Below are 22288 nucleotides of genomic sequence, written 5' to 3'. Positions count from 1 at the left end.
ACAAAAGCACCCTTAATAGGGTGCTTTTTTACTCCTTTTTATGATTTATTCTCTAATTTTATATACTATAGATTGACTGGTCAAGTTGTATTAGTAGTTTTTAAAAAATTTAATAATAATCATTATAATTATTGCATATGAAATTAGTCAAAAAAGATTCGCAATTTTTTAAAGAATTTGATCAAAAATTTGCTTATAAGGAAAATGATTTAGGAGCCATAATTTTAGAGAATAAAATTCAAATAAAATTATGGCAACCTTTAGCAAAGGAAGTCTTTCTTTTGCTTTACAAAAAAAATGATTTAGAAAATCCATATTTAAAGTTGTCAATGCAAAAAGTTTATGCACAAACAAGCAATGATATTTTTGTTTGAGATATAACAATTAACAAACAAAAATATCAAACTAGTTATTATAATTTTGAAATTATTCATCAAGGTAATAAAGTAACTAGGGCATTAGATCCTTATGCTAAATCTATGGCTCCATTTAATTGACAAGGGATGGAGGATAAAGTTGGCTTAGGTGCCTTTATTGATTTTAAATCACCAAGAGTAGGAGATAAACCAAGAGATCTAGTTACTAACTTAAATAATTCAGTAGATGCAAATATTTATGAACTGCATGTACGTGATTTTACAAGTTTAAAACCTAACAGACCAAAATACCAAAAAGTAGGTAAATTTAATAATTTACTAAAACATGATTTATTTGGATATTTAAAAAATTTAGGTTTTACCCACTTGCAACTTTTACCAATTCATGCTGCATATACTGTAAATGATTTAGATAAAACAATTTATTTAAAAGGAACTGGGAAAGGGTGAACTACTAATTATAACTGAGGTTATGATCCACATAACTATTTTACAATTAATGGTCTTTATGCATCTAACCCTAAAGATCCATATACCAGAATTAAGGAATTTAGAAATTTAGTTGATAAAGCACATGAGCAAAATATTGGCGTGATTGTTGATGTGGTTTATAATCACATGATGACAAACAATATTTTTGATAATATTTTACCTGGCTATTATTATCGTGATAAAGCAATTAAACGTCCGGTAAATTATCCACCATTAGCTGATGAAAGATTTATGGTGCAAAAATTAATGATTGATTCATTAAAATATTATGTTGAAGTATTTAATGTGGATGGTTTTCGCTTTGATCTTTCATGTTTTCACCACCAAGAAACTTTGGATTTAATTGCAAGAGAACTTAGAAAACTAAATCCAAAGATAATCTTGCATGGAGAAGCATGGCCTTTTAGTGACCTTGAATTTAGTAGTTCATACATTAAAGGATCAAGTAATAATACAATTAAATTTGGATATTTTAATGATACTTTACGAGATTCAATTAAAGGAACTGAGCATGAAAAGTATGGAACTGGCTTAATTCATAAATATTCGAAAACTCAGTATAAACAATATGTAACTAGTGTTGTTGGAGGTTTGAAAGATTATGATTTTGGCAATATTCCACATTCGAAAACTAAATATGACTTATATAATGATGATATTGCAATTAACCTAAGTTATAGTGCATGCCATGATGGTATGACTTTATGGGATAAAATTAATATTTTAAGTCCTAAAAAGAGTTTTAAACAGCGTCTTGAAGCCTACCGCCAAGGTTTATTAATGTCATATTTAACCCAAGGGAGACATTTAACTTTAGCAGGCACTGAATTATTGCAAAGCAAACCTTGTGATTTAAGTGGTGAAGAAGGCTTTAAATGCCAAGCTAGCTTACATGATGATTTTAATGAAAAACCTGACAATAATGCTTTTATGCCTAATTCATATAAAACTACTGATTATACTAATGGGCTAAAATGAAAACATTTAGAAAATCCTGAGGTTAAAGAATATATTTTTGATTTTCAAGCCAAAATCAATCATTTTAGATTAGCTAATGATTATTTGAGGCTTGATACAAATCAAAAAGTGTTTGAAAGATTAAAATTTGAATATAGCGATCTAGAATCTGGAATTTTAATTTATAGCATTGCAAATCAAGAAGGAACTAAAGAACTTTTAGCCTTGCATAATTTTGGTGATCGAGATTTTGATCTAAGTTTGTATCAAGGTAATTTAATCTTTGATTCAAAAATAGATCACACACCAGGAGTTTTAAAAGCTCATTCAACACAAGTAACAGAAAGGAATAAATAAAAGTGAAAACAATTAAATTAGAAGATAAAATCTTTTATCAAATTTTCCCTCGTTCATTTTATGATGCAAATAATGATGGCGATGGAGATTTAAAAGGAATTACAAAAAAATTAGGATACTTAAAAAATCTAGGTATCAATGGGATTTGGCTTTGTCCAACATATGAAACTCAGTTTGTTGATGCTGGATATGATGTTTTAGACTATAAATCAGTATGAAAACAATTTGGTACTTTAGATGATTTTAAAAAAATGGCAGCTAAGGCTAAAGAATATGGCATAGACATTATTATGGATATTGTTTTAAACCATGTGTCTAACGAGCATTCATGGTTCTTAAAAGCCTTAGAATCACCTTCAAATAAAGAACATAATTACTTTATTTGAAGGGATGAATTAACCCAAGAAGAACAAAAAGCTAAAAGTATTTTTGGTGGATCAGCTTGAGAATATGTGCCATCATTAAATAAATACTATTTCCACTTATTTTCAAAAGAACAAGTGGATTTAAACTGAGCTCATCCTGATACTATTAAAGCTATGGTGGACGTTATTGATTTTTGATATGATTTAGGAGTACGTGGTTTTAGACTTGATGCTATTAAACATGTTGCTAAAACGTTCGATGAAGTTGATAAAAACCCATATTTTGCTTGAAATAAAGGAGCCGTTGAATATCTTAAAGAATTTAGTAAATTAGCTTTTGCTAACAAACCTGATGCTTATACATTAGGAGAAGCAAGTGGTATTAGTGCACAAGAATTATTACAATATGGAGCAGGGGAAAACAAAGTATCTGATAATTACTTTAATTTTGCGTGGTGATGAATTGGGTGAGGAAAAGAAACTGGGCGCAATGGCTTAGATACAAATTGAGACTATAAAGAATTTGCTTACCAACAAGCTCCATTTCAAGAAAATCCTCATATTACATCAGATATGTTTACTAACTTTCTATCAAATCATGATACATCTCGTAGCATTTCGCGTTGAGGAGATGAAACTTTTTACCGTAAAGAAGCAGCTAAAACTCATGCTTTAATGCTCTTAACTTTAAAAGGAATTCCATGCATTTACTACGGAGAAGAAATTGGAATGGTTAACGTTACTTTTAATGACCGTAGTGAATTTAGAGATGTTGATATTAAAAATGGATTTAGGGACTTAGTTGACCAAAATCCAATTTATAGCGAACAAGAATTTATTAAATATTTAAATATTAATTCACGTGATGCAGGGCGCGCTTTAATGCAATGAAATAAATCTATAAATGCTGGATTTAATAGAGGGCATAAACCTTGAATTAAAAATGGGCGTAATAAAGATGAAATTAATGTTTATGCTGCTTTAAAAGATCCAGATAGTATTTTTTACTTTTACAAAGATTTAATTGCATTACGTAAAGATAAATATCATGATATTTTAATCTATGGATTATCAAAAATTTATGTTGACCAAAACGGTGTTTTGGTAATAAAACGTAGCTACCAAAACCAAAAATTAGTTGTTTATTTAAATCCAACTAAATATCAGCTTAATTTAGAAGCAAAACTAGGAACTTTGATCATGTCTAGTTATAGCGATCAAAAAATGCCACAAACTGTTTTAAGACCATTTGAATCAATACTTATTGAATTATAAAAGGAGGAATATGAATTACTTAAAATATGATTTAGAAAATAAAACAATTTCACAAATTAAATTTGACAAAAATGTGGTTGCCAAAACTGAGAGTATTTTTGCACTTGGAAATGGACATATTGGAATAAGAAGTGCTGATGAAGAAAATACTTCTTATAACAAAGAAAACTTCTTTGTTAATGGTATCTTTAACAAAGATACCAGAGAAGAAGTATCAGAATTAGCTAATTTAGCTGATTTAATGACAACACCTATTTATTTTAATAATGAACAATTTGAAGTGAGTTGCTGTGATCAATATAATAAAACCTTATATATTAAAGATGGATTTTTAAAAAGAACTATTATTGCAACACGTAAAAGTGGTAAATATGAATTAACCTTTGAAAGATTTGTGTCACGAGATGATGCTAATTTATATGCTCAAAAAATCCAAGTTAAAGTTTTAGAATTAAATGATTTAGGAAAAGTAAATTTACTTATTAAACCAAGAATCAATGGGCAAGTAACCAACTCAGGAACACAGCATTTTAGCGAAGGTCATAAGCGTCGTTTAACTAAAGAATCATTACAAATGTCACAAACTACGACCATTTCAAAACGTTTTATTGTTCATAACTTGATTACTAAGGCATACCTAAATGATCAATTAATCACTGGTGGAACTGATGATTACATCGTGGAAATGAAGCGCCGCTATATTGGATTTAAAATTAATGTCCCATTAAAAGTAGGTGATGTCTTTACTTTAGAAAAAATTATGTCAGTGCATACACCTGTTGATGCTAAAAAATTGCTTAAACAAGATGAAATACAAGATTTAGCAAATCAAAAACATACTTATTTATTATCTGCTAATTATGAGCAATTAAAGCAAGCTTCAATTGCTAAAATGCATTCAAATGTTTGAAATGAATTTTCAGTGCAAATCGAAGGGAATGAGCAAGCTAAATATGATGCATTAGCACTGGATTTTGGAATTTTCCACCTTAATGGATTTGTGCCAAGACATACTACTAATATGAATGTTGGAGCTAAAGGACTTTCTGGTGAGGGATACCAAGGACATACTTTTTGGGATACTGAATTCTTTATTAATCCAATTTATTTATTTAATCAACCTCGAATTGTAAGAAACCTTTTAACATATAGATATAAAGGCCTAGAAGGGGCCAGAGCTAAAGCATTTGAGAAAAAAGAACGTGATGCTGAAAGTAACTTACAAGGAGCCCAATATCCTTGAGAAATGGCTTGACCTACTGAAGGTGAAGTTTGTCCATATTGAGGTCAAGCTGATGTAGTGAGCGGACAGCAAGTTCCAATTGCATCACGTCGTCAAGAAATTCACGTTTCTGCTGATGTTGCCTATGCTGTTGATCAATATTTCCAAGTTACTAAAGATTATAAATTCATGGAAACCATGGGATATGAAATGATCATTGATACTGCAATTTTCTATGCCAATCGTGCTGAATTACAAAGTAATGGGACTTATGAAATTAAAGATGTTATGGGGCCAAACGAATATAAGGGGAATATTGATAATAATGCTTATATCAATATGTTTGCTAAATATAACATTGATTTAGCTCTTAAGTATATTGATTATTTAAAAGTAAATAAAAAAAATGTATGAAATGCACTACAAGACAGAATTCCATACCCAATTGATTATCAAAAAATGCAAGATGTATCAGCTAAATTAAAACAACAATTACCAAATGAAAATTTAATTATTGCAGAAAATGATACTTTCTTACAACTACCATTAGTAGATGTTTTACCATTCCAAATGCTTGGTGATGCTGGTAAAAAATTATTTAATACTAAAGAAGGCCACCTTCGCCTTGAATCACAACTTGTCAAACAAGCTGATGTTGTATTATTATTAAATATCTTGCCACATTTATATTCTAAAGAAGTGCGTAAAGCCAACTTTGATTATTATGAACCTATTACAACCCATGATTCATCATTAAGCCCGGCTACTTATGCTATTGAAGCGGCAAGGCTTAAAAATATTGTAAAAGCATATTCAATTTTTAAATATGGAATTAATATTGATTTAGGTCCTGCTATGCATACATCAAATGCTGGAATTCATGCTGGAGCATTAGCTGCAATTTACCAAATGATTGTATTTGGATTTGGAGGTTTAGATTGACATAATGGTAAGTTACACTTAGACCCAATCTTACCTGATAATTGAACTAGTTTAAAATACAAATTTAAATACCAGGGCTCACATTTCGAGGTTAATGTCGGCAAACAAATTTTCAGTGTTAAATTGCAATCAGAAGACTTCAAAGGAAAATTATTTATTAATGTCCAAGGTAAATATGTACCTTTTAACAAAGATAACTTTATGCAAAAAAATAATGTTTTAGAATTTGGTATTAACCGTGATTAAAGGTTTTGTTTTTGACCTAGATGGTGTAATTACTGACACAGCTATTTTACACTTTCAATCTTGAGCACATAAAGTTAAAGATCTTGGCATTGAGTATACTTTAACTGATAATGAACAATTAAAAGGGATTCCGCGTCTTGAAACATTAAAAGAAATAATTCGCTTAAAAAAACCTGAATTAAAGCTAAGCGAAGCAGAATTATTCCAAATTGCTAATGATAAAAATGAATATTATAAAGAATTATTAAAAACTCAGATCAATGAAGCTTCAATATTACCAGGACTATTAAATTTTCTAAAAGAAGCAAAAGCTAATAAAATTAAATTAGCAATTGCTTCAAGTAGTTTTAACGCACCACTTATTTTAACTAAACTGGGCATTCTAGAATTATTTGATTTTATTGTTTACCCTGGCGATGTAAAAGCAGGTAAACCTGCTCCTGATATCTTCTTACAAGCTGCAAAAGGAATTAATTTAGATCCAAGTGAATGCATTGGGTTTGAAGATGCCCCTGCGGGCCTTGCCGGAATTAGAGATGCCAAAATGCATTCAGTAGTAATTACTCATAATTCTCATGAAGATTTTTCTGGTGCAAATTTAATTTTAACTAATACTAGTGAATTAAATTATCAAAAAATTATCAATTATTTTAATCAAAAAACTAAGCTATAATAAACTGGGAAATTTTTTTCGGACGGTTTTACCTTCCCCAACCATACCATTTGTCTAAGCCAAACGGAATGCTTTGGGAAGGTTTTTTTATCTTATTCTTTTATAATTATATCAGCTTATAAATTCTTTGATTTTTTGTGATAATTCAATAAAAGTAAGTCTTTTACAGGTTTGATCAAAATTTGGGAAAATTTCACTTTTAAGAATTGAAAAGAAATACTCAATTTCACGATTGTCAAGACTATTACCAATTCTTGACATTGATATTTTACCTTTTAGTGATTTTATTTTTTTAGTATATTCAAGCGAAGAATAAGCAGATCCATGGTCAGAATGTAAAATAAAATTATTTTTGAATTTTGTATTGGTGATATTATTCAAAATTAGTTCAGTATCATTTCTAAGTGATAATTCATAGGTCACAAACTTAGTTTTATGATCAATAATTGCAGATAAATAAATATGATTCTGTTCAATATCTTTTGGTGCTGGTATATAGGTCACGTCTGTTGCATATATATTATTGTTGCTTGAATTATAATCTCTTTTTACTAAATCAGGTACTTTAACACTAGTATTTTTAGATTCTTTAGTTTTATGTTTTTGTCTAACAAATGTTTTCAAATTCAGTTTTTTCATATAATTTCCTAGGGTTCTAGGATTTATTTGAATATTATATTCTTGGAAAATATATTTAGCAAGTCTCCTTCGTCCATACCTTTCTTTATTTTCGACAAAACTTTGAAAAATTATTTCTTTGTGTTTAACCTTTAGTTCTTTAGTCTTGTTGTTATCTTTCAATTTCTCGTAATATGTAGATCTTGAAACACATATCATTTTAGATTTTTTAGTATGTGAAAGATTCTTGATTTTCTTTATCTTTGAGATATCTGCATCAATATTATTTTCATTAAAAATTCGATAGTAGTATTTTATAACTGCATCTTTTTCATCATCTTTAAGAGTATCAATTCATGTATAATCGAGAACTTTCTTTTTCTTTCTCCCAACACCTTTATCTTTCTTAGGTGATTTACCGCTTTGTGATTCTATGTTCATATTTAAATTATACAGTTTTCTTTTCTTTAACATATTTCTCATTGATTCTTTATTTCAGTATACTTTTCTGATATCAAAACAGAAATTATCAAATTCTGCCTTGGTTATTCCCAGGTTCAAATATTTATGGTATAAGTCAAAAATTTTGATTCATTCTTTAGTCTTTAAATGTCTCATAACTACCTCTTTTTCTTTATATTAAAAATATTCGGATTTTGTCCGAATATTTTTTCCCTGTCTATAAGCTTAGTTTTTTATTTGAATAATTTTTTATATTCTGCATATCCTTCTTGTTCTAAATCTTTATAAGCTATGAATCTCAAAGAACCTGAATTAATACAATATCTTAAACCACCTTTATCTTTTGGTCCATCATTAAAAACATGTCCTAAATGCGAATTTGCACTAGTGCTTTTAACTTCAGTGCGAACCATATTATGTGATAAATCAAGGTGTTTTGAAACAACAGAATGATCAATTGGTTTACTAAATGCAGGCCAACCACAACCCGAATCAAATTTATCACTAGAAATAAATAGCGGCTTTCCATCTACGATGTCAACATAAATTCCTTTTTCAAAATGTTGGTCATATTCATTTTCAAAAGGTCTTTCGGTGTACCCTTCTTGGGTAATTTTATATTGTAAGTCAGTTAAATGACTGAGATCTTTTCTTTTTTCCATAGTGTTATTATAACAAATTAAAATTAAAGCAACAAACTTACAATAATATATTAAAATATATGCATGGGATTTTTTAAGAATTTAATTAACAAGGTTTTCAAGAAAGAAGCCAAAGATGTTGAAACTTTAAAACTAGAATTAAAACAAGAAGAACAAAAAGCAATTATAAATAGTGAGAAATTTAAAAAATATGAGGCAGGTCTAGAAAATAGCTCGAGTCTTGGTAAAAAAATCTTAGAGATACAAAATAAATATAATAAAATTGATGAAGATTTTTTTGAAGAATTAGAAGAACTCTTAATTATGTCTGACATTAACTTAAAATTAGTTAATGTCATTATTGAAAAAATAAAGTCAGAAGTAAGAACGAATAATATTGATGATCCGAAATTAATTGGGGAATTAATTGCGGATCAATTATTTGTGATTTATACCGGGAGCACCATTACCAATACTAATTTAAATTTCCAAAATGATCGTTTAAATGTTTTTATCTTTGTGGGAGTTAATGGTTCTGGTAAAACTACTTCAATAGCTAAAATGGCTCATAAATATATTATGCAAGGCAAAAAGGTTTTAATTGCTGCTGGTGATACCTTTAGAGCTGGGGCAGTCAACCAATTAGGCATTTGAGCTCAGCGAGTAGGAGCGGATATTATTAAACCACAAAAAGAAGGGGGCGATCCATCTTCAGTAGTTTTCCAAGCTTTAGAAAAAGCAACTAGCGAGCAATATGATTTATTAATCATTGATACAGCAGGCAGATTACAAAATAAAGTTAATTTAATGAGTGAATTATCAAAGATGGTTGGAATTATAAAGCGCTTTATTCCTGATGCACCACATGAATCATTATTAGTTTTAGATGCAACTACTGGACAAAATGGTCTTTCACAAGCTAAAAGCTTTAAAGAAATAGCCAATTTAACAGGGGTTATTTTAACAAAATTAGACGGTACATCTAAAGGTGGGATTGTTTTATCAATTAAAGATGAATATAATTTAGATGTTAAATATATTGGCTTAGGCGAGCAAATCAATGATTTTCAAGAATTTGACCTTGAACTCTTTATCTACCAGCTAACAAAGGATTTAATACATGCTTCATAAAGACTTGGATAAAATACAGTTTTATACATTACTTTACGAAAAATACAAGAATTTATTAACTCAAACTCAGCGGCAAGTGTTTGAGCTTTATTTTTATCAAGATCTCTCTTATGGTGAAATTGCAAAAATAATGGCAACATCTCGTGCAGCTGCTTATGATGCTGCCAAGAAATCATTAGCTAAATTAATAAAACTTAGTGAACAAGTTTATAATAAATAATCAAAAACAGGCATTTATTTGCCTGTTTTTGTATACTATTTTTTCTATATTCTTATTTACTGCAAAGTTTAGAAAACATTTATTAAAATTGCCAATATTCTCTAATATTAAATTAGTCTTATAATTTTGATTTCAATTCTTATAAAATAAAGATTTTGTTCCCTTTTAGAATATAATTATTCTATATTATAGGAGGTTTTAAGAAATGACTTTTTTAAGTGCTAAAATTGTAATAACCAAAAGTGAATATGTTAATTTTAATTCTTTTATAGATAAATTTCGAAGTAGTTTACTAATCAAAAAAGGTGATAAATATTTTTTAAATAGTAAATTTTCTTCTAAACATCAAGAAATAAAACTAATTCCATTAGTTATAAATTTACAAGATAAATATGATAATGAATATATTATGAAATTGATAGAATCTACATTAACTACAACCTTTAATTATGCAAAAAAATATTTTAAAAACGAAGGTGCAAATGATTATGATTATGTTAATGATAATGATACTTTTAATTCATTAATTTCAAATATGTTATATTACATACGACTAGGTTATATAGAAATAAATGATATTTTTGATTTCTTTGCTACTATTTTAATTCAAATGCTTGTCCCTCATAAACTTAAAAATGGAAATAAACGTTTTTGCTTTTTATTTTTAATCAACTTATTAAGAAATTTTGGATTTTATTTTAAATGATCTTCTGATTTAACAATGAAAAATAGTTATCAAGTAGCACAAGAACGAGAAATGTTTTGCTTTGTATCAAGACTGTCAAATAGGTCATATGAAGATTTTATTGAATTATTAGATGATGGAGAACTAATAGTTAATAATGATAAAAACGCAATTTATAAATGATGCTATAATTTTATTATTAAAAATGACAAAGGAACCAGCACTAAAGAAAGACAAGAAAAAGTTAAAAAAGAGATAAAAGAGTGAATTATAAAAAATACATTAATTAATTCGAATCCAGAAAATATGGTATAATAAATACAATATTAAATAGGAGGATATCATGACATTAAAAGAATATGTAGAAAATCTTGATAAATATGTTGAACCTCTTGATGTGCAAATGAAGAGGAATGGAGACTGGGAAAAGCTTGTCAGAGTTATGAAAGCTTTAGCCGAACTATAATTACTTTTTATAATATAAAAGCAACACTTAACTATAAGTGTTGCTTTTACTTAACCTTTATATTCTATTAGTTTTGGATTATAACGATAATAACGCCCTTCTTTAGCTTGATTATGTCCATTTAACATGGTAGCATCAGCTGAGAAAGTATTAGTCATTTTAAAAATACTTTGTCCAACTCCATAATAATCAACTGGAACTTTAAGATCTTCAAATCATTTTATTTTAGAATGATTAAAGCCAGATGAAACAATTATTTTATAATTAGTAGCTCCGGCTTGATCTAATGCTTTACGCAGGCGAATCACTTGCTCAGGAACTACACCGTATTTAGGAGTTTCTTGATCAAACATATGATCTGATAAACTTTTTGAAGTATCAATTCTAACACCTCAAACTTTATCGCCTAAGGCAGTTCATAGTTTTAAACTTTCTTGAATCACGTTATTGTGGTAGTCAACTAAAGCAATTAATTTACGTTTTGGATATAATTTTATATATGCCTCAGCGGCTTTGACAATATCCCCATTAAAACCTTGAACTAAAACGTGTGGCATGCTACCAAAGAGATTTTCATTATGAATATCATCTTGACTAGATTTTTGGGCTAAAGTTGAAACTAGTTTAATTCCACCAAGAGCAACGGCTTTTCCATCAATTTCTTGGGTTATGTAATGATCAGCTCGATCACCCATGAAAATAACTTGTTTATTTCTTGCGGCCCTAACGCATTTTGCTGCATTTGTTGCTATAGAAGAATAACGAGTTAAAATACCATCAATTAACCCTTCTCACTGTCCAAAATCTTGGTAATGACCTTCCAGTTCTAAAACTATATCTAATTCATTGACTATGGTTCCTTCTGGTAGATATTTAATTGTATATTTTGCAGTATCAGTCTTGGCTTTTAAAAAAGCTAAGACTTCATTTATACCACCTAAAATACAATTATTTTTTCGTTGGAAAAATTGCATAACAATAACGTTATCGGGCTTTTCACTTGCTAAAATTTCTTTTGTTGTTTCAAAATAAGCGGCTGTATATTTTTCGTAATTCATCTTCATTCCTATCTAAAGTATTAAAGATTATTATACCATAAAACAAGAAAATTAAAAGAAGTGGAAACATTTCCAGGTTTTTTCATCTTATATATACGTATATCAAAGAGAATGATCTATAATTTAATTAGATAACAACGAAAGGAACTATGAAGATTAGATCATTATTTAACAACAAAGATACAATTTACTTGGATAAAAACTTTGCTTCAAAAGATGAAGTTTTAAAGTTTTTTGCTAGTGAGCTTGTATCAAAAAACTATGGATTAGATACCCAAAAAATTTACGATCTTTTTAAAGAAAGAGAAAATCAAAATTCAACAGGGATTGGTGATCATATTGCAATGCCACATTTAGGTGATGATACTATAACAATGAGCACTTTGCTCTTTGCTAGAGTAAATAACCTTGATTGGCAAGCATTAGATAATCAACCTGTAAAATATATCTTTGGAATTGCTTTATCAAAAGACCAAAGAGAATCAGGACATATTGAAGTAATGCAAAAATTATCGTCTTTATTACTTAAAGAACAATTTATTAAGGCATTAGACAAAGTTCAAAGTGCTGATGAATTTTTAGCATTATTTGATGCTTTTGAACCACAAGATGAACTTGAGGAATTACTAGATCAAGAAGGAACTTATGACATTGTCGCAGTTACTGCTTGTCCTACTGGTATTGCCCACACTTTCTTAGCTAAAGAAAAATTAGTTGAGCAAGCTAAGAAAATGAATTTAAGAATTAAAGTTGAAACCCAAGGTGCAGAAGGGGTTAAAAATACTTTAACTGAAAAAGATATTGCTAATGCTAAAGGTGTTATTTTAGCAACTGATCGCGAGATTGAAAAATCTAAATTTAGTAATGCAACTAATGTTTTAGAAATCTCAACCCAAAAAGCAATCTATAAGACTAGAGAGCAAATTCAAGAAATTTTAGATCAAAAAGGAAAGAAAATAAAAGGTGCTAAAACTAGTGAAGAATCATTTGCTGAAATGACTTTTGATGGCTTTAGTGGAAAACTACGTCGTTCTTTAATGTCTGGAATTTCTCACATGTTACCATTTATTGTCTTTGGTGGAATTTTATTAGCAATTGGATTTTTACTAGACATTATTATTGGTGGACTTAATAAAACAGACATTAATTCAAGTGCTTTTTTAAGTAACTTTGGATTTAATGCTCCATTATCAAAAGTTATCTTTGATATTGGAAAAATTGGACTTAACCTTGCTGTTCCTGTGCTGGCTGCTTATATTACTTACTCATTAGTAGGGCGCCAAGGGTTATTACCTGGATTTGTCGTTGGGGCTATTGCTTCTGGGCAAGTTTCTGGGACATATGCTTTTTTAAGACCTTCAATTGTCAATTCTGGAGTAGCCAACCCCGATTCATTTTTAGGGACTGGTTCAGGTTTTATTGGCGGAATCCTTGGAGCATTCTTTGCCGCAGCCATGGTAATTGTTTTTTCAAAATATATTTTTGGTAAATTACCAAAAACTATGCAAGGAATTAAAAATATTTTATTTATTCCATTATTTGGAACTTTAACAATTGCTTTATTATTCTGAGTTGCTAATATTGTCTTAATTTACATTAACTTAGCATTAGTGTTATTCTTAGGATTATTTGAAAACCGTCCTCAATTAGCTTGAATCTTAGGATTAATTTTAGGTGCTATGATGGCTATTGATCTTGGGGGACCAATTAATAAAGCAGCATACATCTTTGGAACTTTAACTATTGCAAACGGAACATCAAGTGTTTCAATGGCGGCTGTTATGGCTGCAGGTATGGTACCTCCACTTGGAATTGCATTATCAATGTTTATTAGCAAAAAACTATGAACTAAAGATGAAATCAACTCAGGAAAATATTCGAATATTTTATTTGGAATGAGCTTTATTTCAGAAGGTGCAATTCCATATACTTCTAAAAACCCAAAAGTATTAGTACCATCTAACGTGATTGGTGGAGCAGTAGCTGGTATTTTATCAGCTTCATTAGGTGTTAACATCATTGCACCTCACGGTGGAATCTTTGTTGGATTTTTAGCAAGAACTAACTTATTTAGTGATTTTGCTGCTTCAGCTGGTTTAGGGATTGTGTTTTGAATTGCTTCAATTTTAGCTGGAGCTTTAGCCCAAGCTGGAGCAATTATCCTCTTTACAAAATTAAACCAAAAATACCCAAATTGAATTTTTGTTAAAAAATAACAAGGCTATGATTTATACCCTTACTTTATCACCATCTTCAGATTTATTAATTAAATCTGAAGATTTCTCTTTAGAAACTGTCAATAGATATCAAGATTCCAAGCTTTTGCCTGGAGGCAAAGGCATTAATGCTTCGCTAATATTAAAGCGTCATAACTTTGATAATATCGCCTTTAGCTTATTTGACCAACATACCTTTAATTCGTTCCAAGATTTATTTAAACATGAATCTTTAGAAATTATTAATATTAATCATCCAAAGCTAACCAGGATTAATATTAAATATTATGGAACTAAAGATTCCTTTGAGTTAAATGGACCAAAAACAATTTTAACATCTGAAATTAAAGCAAAAGTTTTAGAGCAAATTGCAAAGTTAACAAGCCAAGATATGTTAATGATCATGGGCTTAAGTGATGATGCATTTTTAAAAGAAATTTTAGAAATTTTAAAACAAAACAAAGTTAACTTTGTTTTGGATATTGATTCACCAAATCTTAAGGAATTTTTAAGTTTCCATCCTTATTTAATTAAACCCAACCTTGATGAATTAAAACGTAACTTTAAGTTTAAAATTAATCATGAGCAAGACTTGCTTAGTGCAATGAAGCAATTGCAAACTTATGGGGCTCAAAATATTATTGTTTCAATGGATAAAGATGGTTCATGTGCTTTAACAAAGGATGGACAAATCCTTAAAGCATCCATTATTAAACCAATTAAGGTAGTTTCTGCTACTGGGGCAGGCGATAGCATGATTGCATTATTTTGTGCTAAATATTTAGAAACTAGTGATGCAGCAAGCTCGCTTTTATTTGCCAGTGCTGGCGCAATGGGAACGGTAGCTAGTGAGCACGTTGGAACCTTGGAGCAAACCAAAAAATACCTATCACATGTTAAAGTAGAAGTGCTTAATTAACAAAATAAAATATCACTTTGTAAAAAAGTGATATTTTTAAATAGCAAAATAAATGCTAAGTGCTATTGCAATAAAGAAGATAACTAAGCCACCAATAAAATATCATTTAAGTTTATCAAAAGTTTGCTCACGCTTAATTTTTTCATAAGCTAATTTATTTAATTTTAATTCTTGGTTTGAAATTTCAAAACTTTCTAATTGGTTTTTTAACTTTATTAATAAATTTTGATATTTTTGGTTTTTTTTATTCAAAACTTTCTTTTTAGAAAGTTTTGTTAATTCTTGTTTGATATCTTCTAAAAATAATAATCTTAATATTGCATAGTCTTGGGGCATGTTGGGATTTTGCACTAAAAGATTCCTAACATGACAACTTGAATATTTTTTGGTTTTTTGATAATTAGTTTTTTGATTTGGGTATTGAGTTCTGTGACAAGTGAATTGATTAACTTGGCTTGATCATTAAGATTATTTTTATTAATTTTTAAATCTAAAAAAACTTGCAAATCACTATGATCTGGTTCAATTTTAATATGCGATGAAGGCATAAGTTTAAAATGCTTTTGCTCTTTAAAAGCATTTTTAATCACATCTTCAATAGCTTCTTTATCAACCATATAAATTTGGTTGAAAAGATATTTTACATTAATTCAATCTTGCATTGTTTATTTACTTTTTCCAACGTATTTACCAGTTTCAGTTGAGACAATAATTAAATCTCCATCTTTAATAAACATTGGGGTTTCAAGTTCAAAACCAGTTTCTAAAATTACTTTCTTTTGTGGGTTAGTTGTGGTATTACCTTTTACGGCATCTGGCGCATTAGTAACTAATAAAGATATATTAGTTTGCAATTCAATATCCAAGACTTCGTCTTGGAATTTACGAATTTGTACTTCCATTCCTTCTTTCAGAAAATTAATTTCTCATTCTAAACGATTTAATGGGATTTCAATTTGTTCATAAGTTTCTTTATCCATTAAAATAACGTTTTCACCATCATTATATAAATAATCCATCTTACGTTTATCAATATGCGCTGGTTTAACTTTATCGCCCCCAGTATAAGATTTAATTGTAGTTGAACCAGTACGTAAATTTTTTACCTTTGCTTTAACGTTAGCTTGTCCCCTACCTTGTTTAGAATGTTGTGCTTCAAGCACAACATAGATTTCACCTTCGTCTTGGAATGTGATTCCTGGTTTAAATTCATTAACATTAATCATAATTTAAAACTCCTTTTTAATAATAGTTAATATTATTATACTATAATATGTGTTTTTTGCTTTAGTTCACTTTTAGTTCTTTAATAAAAAATATTTTAATTTATTAATGAATGGAGCAACAGAGAAATGCACAAGATTGAGATGTTTAAAATTTATAAACCTAAACGTAATTTAAAAGAAGGAATTGAAATATTTGCCAAGCGCCCTTGTGAATTATTAATTACTTTAGTAGATTTAAAAGACGAAGTGATTTTTGGGACATTGTGCCAAAATCCAGGCAGAGCTTATTTATTTAGTGCTTTTAAAGAACCTTATTATAAAATTCATTTAGATCGTTTTTATAAAATTTCTAAAATAAATTTAGCCAGGCATATTAACTTATATAAATATAATAAAAAACCATTAAGTTTACCAACTGATAAGCAAGTTAAAATCTTGCAAAGAATGCAAAAAATCTTTGAAAATCGTAATTCAAAATTTAGTTTAACGTATATTTATAAAAAGAATCAAAAGCCTCGATTATTCTTTTAATATGTTAATTCAACATAAAGAGATATTTTTTAATAAACAAAAGTGGATAAAGTATAAATATAAACAAAGCGGACATTAATATGCCCGCTTTATTGTTTTATATAAGTATATTACTATTTTATTAAATTAATGTGTTGAAACACCTAATATATCATCAATAATTTTATATATTTTTTCACTTATATCAGTTCCCAGATTTTTTTAATATTACATCATTAAATATTTCATAACTACATTCTTGTTTATTTTTATATATTTTAAATATATATTTAGTTATTAAGTCCGCAAAGCAATAAGAAGTAATTATGCAAGTGTTAGTTCCTTTTATATCCTCAACAGCACTTGGGATATATCCTGGTGTGACAACAATTGTGTATTTTGCATTATATAAGTTTCTATGTTGTTTTAATCTTCCATCATTTATACTTGTTAGTTTTTATTTGTTGATTTACCACCGTCACAAAATAAAAAATCATCTTTAAGATAATGACATAGTGAATCTGGCTGACTTGGCCCGCCTATTGTTTGTGCTTTTACATCGCTAAATAAGTTAAATGCTTTAGTAATATATTCTTCAAATAAAGACCATTTAGTTGAGTCAATTGCAGTTTCCACAAGTAATTTTGGAATTTGTAAAAACTCTTTGTACATTTGGTCTTTTTCGCCAATTTCTTCAAGCAAAAACCCTGGAACACTGTTATAAATATCTCTAATTCAATTACTTCTTAAACCTTGTGGCTGTTTAATATTTTCATAAGGTGTTTTATTTTGTAAATACATATCAACAAAGTTGTTATATACTTGATTTAAACTTAGATATTTTGTTGTTATAATTGTTGGCATTTTTCTAAATTGAGATTGTAATTTAAAATTTGTTTTATCCTTAACTTGATTAGTTATTGTAAGCTTTGAAAGCATATTAAATAAGTAATTACAACTAACATAATTTTTAATAAATTGAGATGCATTATGTGTCAAATTTTGTATTTTATCCCCATTGTTTAATAACCTGAAATTTATAATTCTATGTACAATATCATTATAATCTTTTGGCGAATTCAAACTCTTCATATAATATAAAATATGTGCAACTTTAGATTACTTAGCTTATATTCAATTCTTACTTCGGTTAATAATTTGAATATAAGTCTTAATGGATAGATATTAAAACCATCTAATTTTTTATATGGATTAATGAATTGTATGCTAAAAAGCATCCAAATAAACACTTTATTTCTTGCTTCAATATCTTCTTGGTATTTTAACAGTAATTCACCATATGTACTAAGGTGAATTTTTTTGTTTGATGTTTCATAAATAGCACCGTAAAATCTTGGTTCATCTATTTTATGATTTGCAGAATAATAATAATAGTCTAGATATCAAAAAATCTTGTTTTTTGATACATTGTAATAATTTATGATATAATGTATCTAATTATTGTGTAAAAATCAAAATTAAGTCTATTATTTAATTAAGTAAAAATCACACAGTTAAATATAATGAAATTGAATTTAAGGAACAGATATGTATAAAACCAATATAACTAAACATTTAGAATGAGAATTTCAAAATGAAATTACCAAAGCAATTGAAGTAGTTAATAATTACTGAATGAAAAAAATTAATCACCCCTTTGGTTATGTTGAATGAGAAGCATTTAGATTTAATCAAAGTGTTAAACTTAAAAAACCAATGAGCGAAGAAGTGTTTAGAGAAATGTTATTAGTTAATATGGGAATAAATGTGATCATTAAGTTAATTTATGATTTAAAACAAAGCGAATTAATTAAATTACAAAACGCTAATAAGATTTTAAATACTACTCTTTTTACAGATTTATATTTCGATATTATTAATGAAATTGAAAAATTAATAAACGGAGATAAAAACATCTTATGAAAGCAACGGAATCAAATTTATTAAAATTTGAAGATTATTCAAAGCAACTTGTTGATATTATCCAAGCGCAAGTCTATTTTGAAAATTTAATTATTACCAAACTTGAAACGCAAAATATTATTAACAATAAATATTTTGAAAATAATACTGATGCTTTTAAAATAGCAATTAATTTAAAAGATGCGTGAAGATTTATTTTTGAAACATATGATTTGCCTTTAAGTACTAATTATATTTTACAATTACATAAAATCTTAATGGATGGATTAGTTGATGGTAATGGTTATTATCGTACAAGAAATATTTATGTTTCTGGCTCTAAATATGTTCCGCCTTTATTGTCGCAATATCAATATAAAGAAATGTTAGAAGAAACAATCAAACAAGATGATTTGTTAGCATCACCAAGTTTAATTGCTAGAGAACAATTATTTAATGATGGGAATAAACGTACTGCAACAATGTTAATTCAAAAAGCATTATTACAAGAAAATAAATTATTTAACCTTACTTTATCAAACAATAATGATTATAAAATGGCATTATTAAATTATTACCAAACAAAAGACAGAAAGTTATTAGAGCAATTTGTTAAGTTAAATACAATTGATTTATCTTGTAAAAGCACCAAATCAATAAAAAAAGAGATAAAAATTTAAACCCAGGGAAAATCTAAACATACCACAACTTACAAATTAATTGATATAATATTACAAAATTCAGTTGCCAAAAATTGACATAGTGCCATTAGAGATTGAAAGATTAAACTGGGAAATTTTTTTCGGACAGTTTTACCTTCCCCAACCATACCATTTGGCTAAGCCAAACGGAATGCTTTGGGAAGGTTTTTTTTATCTTATTCTTTTATAATTATATCAGTTTATAAATTCTTTGATTTTTTGTGATAATTCAATAAAAGTAAGCCTTTTACAGGTTTGATCAAAATTTGGAAAAATCTCGCTTTTAAGAATTGAAAAGAAATATTCAATTTCACGGTTGTCTAGACTATTTCCAATTCTTGACATTGATATTTTACCTTTTAGCAATTCTATTTTTTTAGTATATTCAACCGACGAATAAGCGATCCATGGTCAGAATGTAAAATAAAATTTTTTTTGAATTTTGTATTACTGATATTATTCAAAATTAGTTCGGTATCATTTCTAAGTGATAATTCATAGGTCACAAACTTAGTTTTATGGTCGATAATTGCGGATAAATAAATATGATTTTGCTCAATGTCTTTTGGTGCTGGTATGTAGGTCACGTCTGTTGCATATATATTATTGTTGATTGAATTATAATCTCGTTTTACTAAATCAGGCACTTTAACACAAGTATTTTTAGATTCTTTGTTTTTACGTTTTTGTCTAACAAATGTTTTTAAATTAAGTTTTTTCATATAATTCCCAAGGGTTCTAGGATTTATTTGAATATTATATTCTTGGAAAATATATTTAGCAAGCCTCCTTCGTCCATACCTTTCTTTATTTTCGACAAAACTTTTAAAAATTATTTCTTTGTGTTTGACATTTATCTCTTTAGCATTATGATTGTCTTTCAATTTCTTTAATATTTTTAATGTCTGCATCAATATTATTTTCATTAAAAATTCGATAGTAGTATTTTATAACTGCATCTTTTTAATCATCTTTAAGCGTATCAATTCATGTATAATCAAGAACTTTCTTTTTCTTTCTCCCAACACATTTATCTTTCTTAGGTGATTTACCGCTTTGTGATTCTATGTTCATATTTAAATTATATAATTTTCTTTTCTTTAACATATTTCTCATTGCTTCTTTATTTCAGTATTCTTTTCTAATATCAAAACAGTAATTTTCAAATTCTGCTTTAGTTATAGTCAAGTTCAAATATTTATTGTATAAGTCAAAAATTTGGACTCATTCTTTAGTCTTTAAATGTCTCATAAATACCTCTTTTTCTCTATATTAAAAATATTCGGATTTTATCCGAATATTTTTTCCATGTCTAAAAACTTCGTTTATTCTTTTAACAAATGCAATATAAGGGCAAAATCTTCTTGTTTTAAAGCTTTTTATAATAAAATAATTTTTAGATAAAAAGACACAAAAGTAAACATAAATGGGATAACTTTTGTGTCTTTTTTAATAGTTTACTTAAATTCATGTATAGAAACACCTAATATATCATCAATAATTTTATATATTTTTTCACTTAAGTCTGTGCCAAGATTTTTAAGGATCAAATCATTAAATATTTCATAACTACATTCTTGTTTATTTTTATATATATTAAATATATATTTAGTTATTAAATCTGCAAAGCAATATGAAGTAATTATGCAAGTTTTAGTTCCTTTTATATCTTCAACAGCACTTGGCACATAACCAGGAGTAATGACAATTGTATATTTAGCATTATATAGTTTTCTATGTTGTTTTAATCGTCCATCATTTATACTAGTTAGTTTTTTATTTGTTGATTTACCATCGGCACAAAATACAATATTTTCTTTTAAATAATGACATAATGAATCTGGTTGCCCTGGTCCAGATATTGTTTCTGCTTTAACATCAGTAAACAAGTTAAAAGATTTTGTGATATATTCTTCAAATAATAATCATTTAGTGGAGTCTACAGAGGCTTCAACCAGTAATTTAGGAATTTGTAAAAATTCTTTATACATTTGATCTTTTTCTTGAATTTCTTCAAGCAAGATTGGTCGAACACTATTATAGATATCTCTAATTCAATCACTTCTTAAACCTTGAGGTTGTTTAATATTTGCATAAATTGATTCATTTTTCAAATACCTGTTTAGGAAAGCTCCGTATATTGAATCTAATTTTAAGAATTTTGTCGTTATTGCGGTTGGTAATTTTCTGAATTGTGATTGTAATGTAAAGTTTATTTTCTCCTTAACTTGATTGGTTATTGTAAGTTCACAAAGCATATTAAAAAGATAATTACAACTAACATAATTTCTGATAAATTGAGATGCATTAGGTAGTAATTTTTGTAACTTATTTTTATTGTCTAATTTTCGAAATTTTATTATTTTTTTAATAAGATTAATATAATCTTTTGGTGTGGATAGTTTTTTTACATAATATAAAATGTGTGCAACTTCTATATTACTTAATTTATAATCAATTCTAGGTTCAGTTAATAATTTAAATATAAGCCTCATTGGATATATATTAAAATCATTTAATTTTTTATATGGATTGTTAAATTGTATTGTAAAAAGCATTCCTATAAATACTTTATTTCTTGTTTTTATATCTTCTTTGTATTTTAACAATAATTCACCATATGAACT

24 protein-coding genes are annotated in these 22288 nt (G+C 27.7%); 13 read left to right on the top strand and 11 right to left on the bottom strand.

Features of this window, described 5'->3' with window-relative positions; translation table 4 throughout:
• The first annotated feature begins 137 nt into the window (after positions 1 to 137).
• From AC0B4S_RS04010 to pgmB, 4 genes are read left to right on the top strand one after another with little or no spacing between them, the layout of a single operon-like run.
• A complete protein-coding gene (locus AC0B4S_RS04010; RefSeq protein ID WP_465101809.1) occupies positions 138 to 2183 on the top strand; it encodes an alpha-amylase family glycosyl hydrolase in 2046 nt (681 codons plus the stop codon).
• 2 nt (positions 2184 to 2185) lie between these two features.
• Positions 2186 to 3823: an alpha-amylase family glycosyl hydrolase gene (locus AC0B4S_RS04005; RefSeq protein ID WP_465101808.1), complete on the top strand. Its 1638-nt coding sequence runs from the start codon at positions 2186 to 2188 to the stop codon at positions 3821 to 3823.
• Between the two features lie 10 nt (positions 3824 to 3833).
• Positions 3834 to 6233 carry a glycosyl hydrolase family 65 domain-containing protein gene (locus AC0B4S_RS04000; RefSeq protein WP_465101807.1) on the top strand — a complete coding sequence of 800 codons (2400 nt, stop codon included), beginning with the start codon at positions 3834 to 3836 and terminating at the stop codon, positions 6231 to 6233.
• Positions 6226 to 6906 carry a beta-phosphoglucomutase gene (gene pgmB, locus AC0B4S_RS03995; protein ID WP_465101806.1) on the top strand — a complete coding sequence of 227 codons (681 nt, stop codon included), beginning with the start codon at positions 6226 to 6228 and terminating at the stop codon, positions 6904 to 6906. The genes AC0B4S_RS04000 and pgmB overlap by 8 nt, the downstream gene beginning before the upstream one ends.
• 87 nt (positions 6907 to 6993) lie before the next feature.
• On the opposite strand, the gene AC0B4S_RS03990 is transcribed toward pgmB, so the two are convergent.
• Both AC0B4S_RS03990 and msrB read right to left on the bottom strand, forming a co-directional pair.
• Entirely contained in the window at positions 6994 to 8142 is a 1149-nt protein-coding gene (locus AC0B4S_RS03990) for an IS3 family transposase (RefSeq protein WP_465101805.1), read from the bottom strand.
• A 77-nt stretch (positions 8143 to 8219) separates the two neighbouring features.
• On the bottom strand, positions 8220 to 8648 hold the full coding sequence (gene msrB / locus AC0B4S_RS03985; protein ID WP_465101804.1) for a peptide-methionine (R)-S-oxide reductase MsrB: 429 nt from the start codon (positions 8646 to 8648) through the stop codon (positions 8220 to 8222).
• Between the two features lie 63 nt (positions 8649 to 8711).
• On the opposite strand from msrB, the gene ftsY reads away from it, so the two are divergent.
• From ftsY to AC0B4S_RS03965, 4 genes are all read left to right on the top strand, one after another.
• Positions 8712 to 9758 carry a signal recognition particle-docking protein FtsY gene (gene ftsY, locus AC0B4S_RS03980; RefSeq protein ID WP_465101803.1) on the top strand — a complete coding sequence of 349 codons (1047 nt, stop codon included), beginning with the start codon at positions 8712 to 8714 and terminating at the stop codon, positions 9756 to 9758.
• Positions 9748 to 9978 (top strand): sigma factor-like helix-turn-helix DNA-binding protein, encoded by a 231-nt coding sequence (locus tag AC0B4S_RS03975; protein ID WP_465101802.1) that lies wholly within the window; start codon positions 9748 to 9750, stop codon positions 9976 to 9978. The genes ftsY and AC0B4S_RS03975 overlap by 11 nt, the downstream gene beginning before the upstream one ends.
• Before the next feature lie 205 nt (positions 9979 to 10183).
• Positions 10184 to 10978 (top strand): type II toxin-antitoxin system death-on-curing family toxin, encoded by a 795-nt coding sequence (locus AC0B4S_RS03970; protein WP_465101801.1) that lies wholly within the window; start codon positions 10184 to 10186, stop codon positions 10976 to 10978.
• Positions 10979 to 11006: 28 nt separating this feature from the next.
• Positions 11007 to 11129 carry a hypothetical protein gene (locus AC0B4S_RS03965; protein WP_465101800.1) on the top strand — a complete coding sequence of 41 codons (123 nt, stop codon included), beginning with the start codon at positions 11007 to 11009 and terminating at the stop codon, positions 11127 to 11129.
• 50 nt (positions 11130 to 11179) lie between these two features.
• Here AC0B4S_RS03965 and AC0B4S_RS03960 read toward each other — a convergent pair whose 3' ends face one another.
• Positions 11180 to 12187, bottom strand: a complete 1008-nt coding sequence (locus tag AC0B4S_RS03960) for a nicotinate phosphoribosyltransferase (protein WP_465101799.1) — start codon at positions 12185 to 12187, stop codon at positions 11180 to 11182.
• A 149-nt stretch (positions 12188 to 12336) separates the two neighbouring features.
• Between AC0B4S_RS03960 and AC0B4S_RS03955 the strand changes: the two genes are divergently transcribed.
• Both AC0B4S_RS03955 and AC0B4S_RS03950 read left to right on the top strand, forming a co-directional pair.
• A complete protein-coding gene (locus tag AC0B4S_RS03955; RefSeq protein ID WP_465101798.1) occupies positions 12337 to 14403 on the top strand; it encodes a PTS fructose transporter subunit IIABC in 2067 nt (688 codons plus the stop codon).
• A 7-nt stretch (positions 14404 to 14410) separates the two neighbouring features.
• Positions 14411 to 15322 carry a 1-phosphofructokinase gene (locus tag AC0B4S_RS03950; protein WP_465101797.1) on the top strand — a complete coding sequence of 304 codons (912 nt, stop codon included), beginning with the start codon at positions 14411 to 14413 and terminating at the stop codon, positions 15320 to 15322.
• A 36-nt stretch (positions 15323 to 15358) separates the two neighbouring features.
• Here AC0B4S_RS03950 and AC0B4S_RS03945 read toward each other — a convergent pair whose 3' ends face one another.
• From AC0B4S_RS03945 to efp, 3 genes are read right to left on the bottom strand one after another with little or no spacing between them, the layout of a single operon-like run.
• The gene (locus tag AC0B4S_RS03945; RefSeq protein ID WP_465101796.1) at positions 15359 to 15673 is read right to left on the bottom strand and encodes a hypothetical protein; all 315 of its coding nucleotides are present in this window, start codon (positions 15671 to 15673) and stop codon (positions 15359 to 15361) included.
• Positions 15673 to 15984: an MMB_0454 family protein gene (locus AC0B4S_RS03940; protein ID WP_465101795.1), complete on the bottom strand. Its 312-nt coding sequence runs from the start codon at positions 15982 to 15984 to the stop codon at positions 15673 to 15675. The genes AC0B4S_RS03945 and AC0B4S_RS03940 overlap by 1 nt, the downstream gene beginning before the upstream one ends.
• Before the next feature lie 3 nt (positions 15985 to 15987).
• Positions 15988 to 16548, bottom strand: coding sequence for an elongation factor P (gene efp, locus AC0B4S_RS03935; RefSeq protein WP_465101794.1), 561 nt, complete (start codon positions 16546 to 16548; stop codon positions 15988 to 15990).
• 126 nt (positions 16549 to 16674) lie between these two features.
• Here efp and AC0B4S_RS03930 point away from each other — a divergent pair, with 126 nt between their 5' ends.
• The gene (locus AC0B4S_RS03930; RefSeq protein ID WP_465101793.1) at positions 16675 to 17079 is read left to right on the top strand and encodes a hypothetical protein; all 405 of its coding nucleotides are present in this window, start codon (positions 16675 to 16677) and stop codon (positions 17077 to 17079) included.
• Positions 17080 to 17508: 429 nt separating this feature from the next.
• On the opposite strand, the gene AC0B4S_RS03925 is transcribed toward AC0B4S_RS03930, so the two are convergent.
• A complete protein-coding gene (locus AC0B4S_RS03925; RefSeq protein ID WP_465101792.1) occupies positions 17509 to 18150 on the bottom strand; it encodes a hypothetical protein in 642 nt (213 codons plus the stop codon).
• 456 nt (positions 18151 to 18606) lie between these two features.
• Here AC0B4S_RS03925 and AC0B4S_RS03920 point away from each other — a divergent pair, with 456 nt between their 5' ends.
• Complete coding sequence (locus AC0B4S_RS03920; protein WP_465101791.1) at positions 18607 to 19005, top strand: hypothetical protein; 399 nt, start codon at positions 18607 to 18609, stop codon at positions 19003 to 19005.
• Positions 18978 to 19640, top strand: coding sequence for a Fic family protein (locus tag AC0B4S_RS03915; RefSeq protein WP_465101790.1), 663 nt, complete (start codon positions 18978 to 18980; stop codon positions 19638 to 19640). The genes AC0B4S_RS03920 and AC0B4S_RS03915 overlap by 28 nt, the downstream gene beginning before the upstream one ends.
• 192 nt (positions 19641 to 19832) lie before the next feature.
• On the opposite strand, the gene AC0B4S_RS03910 is transcribed toward AC0B4S_RS03915, so the two are convergent.
• From AC0B4S_RS03910 to AC0B4S_RS03895, 4 genes are all read right to left on the bottom strand, one after another.
• On the bottom strand, positions 19833 to 20027 hold the full coding sequence (locus AC0B4S_RS03910) for an IS3 family transposase (RefSeq protein ID WP_465101789.1): 195 nt from the start codon (positions 20025 to 20027) through the stop codon (positions 19833 to 19835).
• A gap of 2 nt (positions 20028 to 20029) precedes the next feature.
• The gene (locus AC0B4S_RS03905) at positions 20030 to 20587 is read right to left on the bottom strand and encodes an IS3 family transposase (RefSeq protein WP_465101788.1); all 558 of its coding nucleotides are present in this window, start codon (positions 20585 to 20587) and stop codon (positions 20030 to 20032) included.
• A gap of 37 nt (positions 20588 to 20624) precedes the next feature.
• Positions 20625 to 20912, bottom strand: coding sequence for a hypothetical protein (locus AC0B4S_RS03900; protein ID WP_465101787.1), 288 nt, complete (start codon positions 20910 to 20912; stop codon positions 20625 to 20627).
• 206 nt (positions 20913 to 21118) lie between these two features.
• Positions 21119 to 22270, bottom strand: coding sequence for a hypothetical protein (locus AC0B4S_RS03895; protein WP_465101786.1), 1152 nt, complete (start codon positions 22268 to 22270; stop codon positions 21119 to 21121).
• Positions 22271 to 22288 lie beyond the last annotated feature (18 nt).

Source organism: Mycoplasma sp. 6934 (assembly GCF_055523595.1).
The sequence above is the reverse complement of the archived record's forward strand: the minus strand, read 5'-3'. Positions and strand labels throughout refer to the sequence as shown.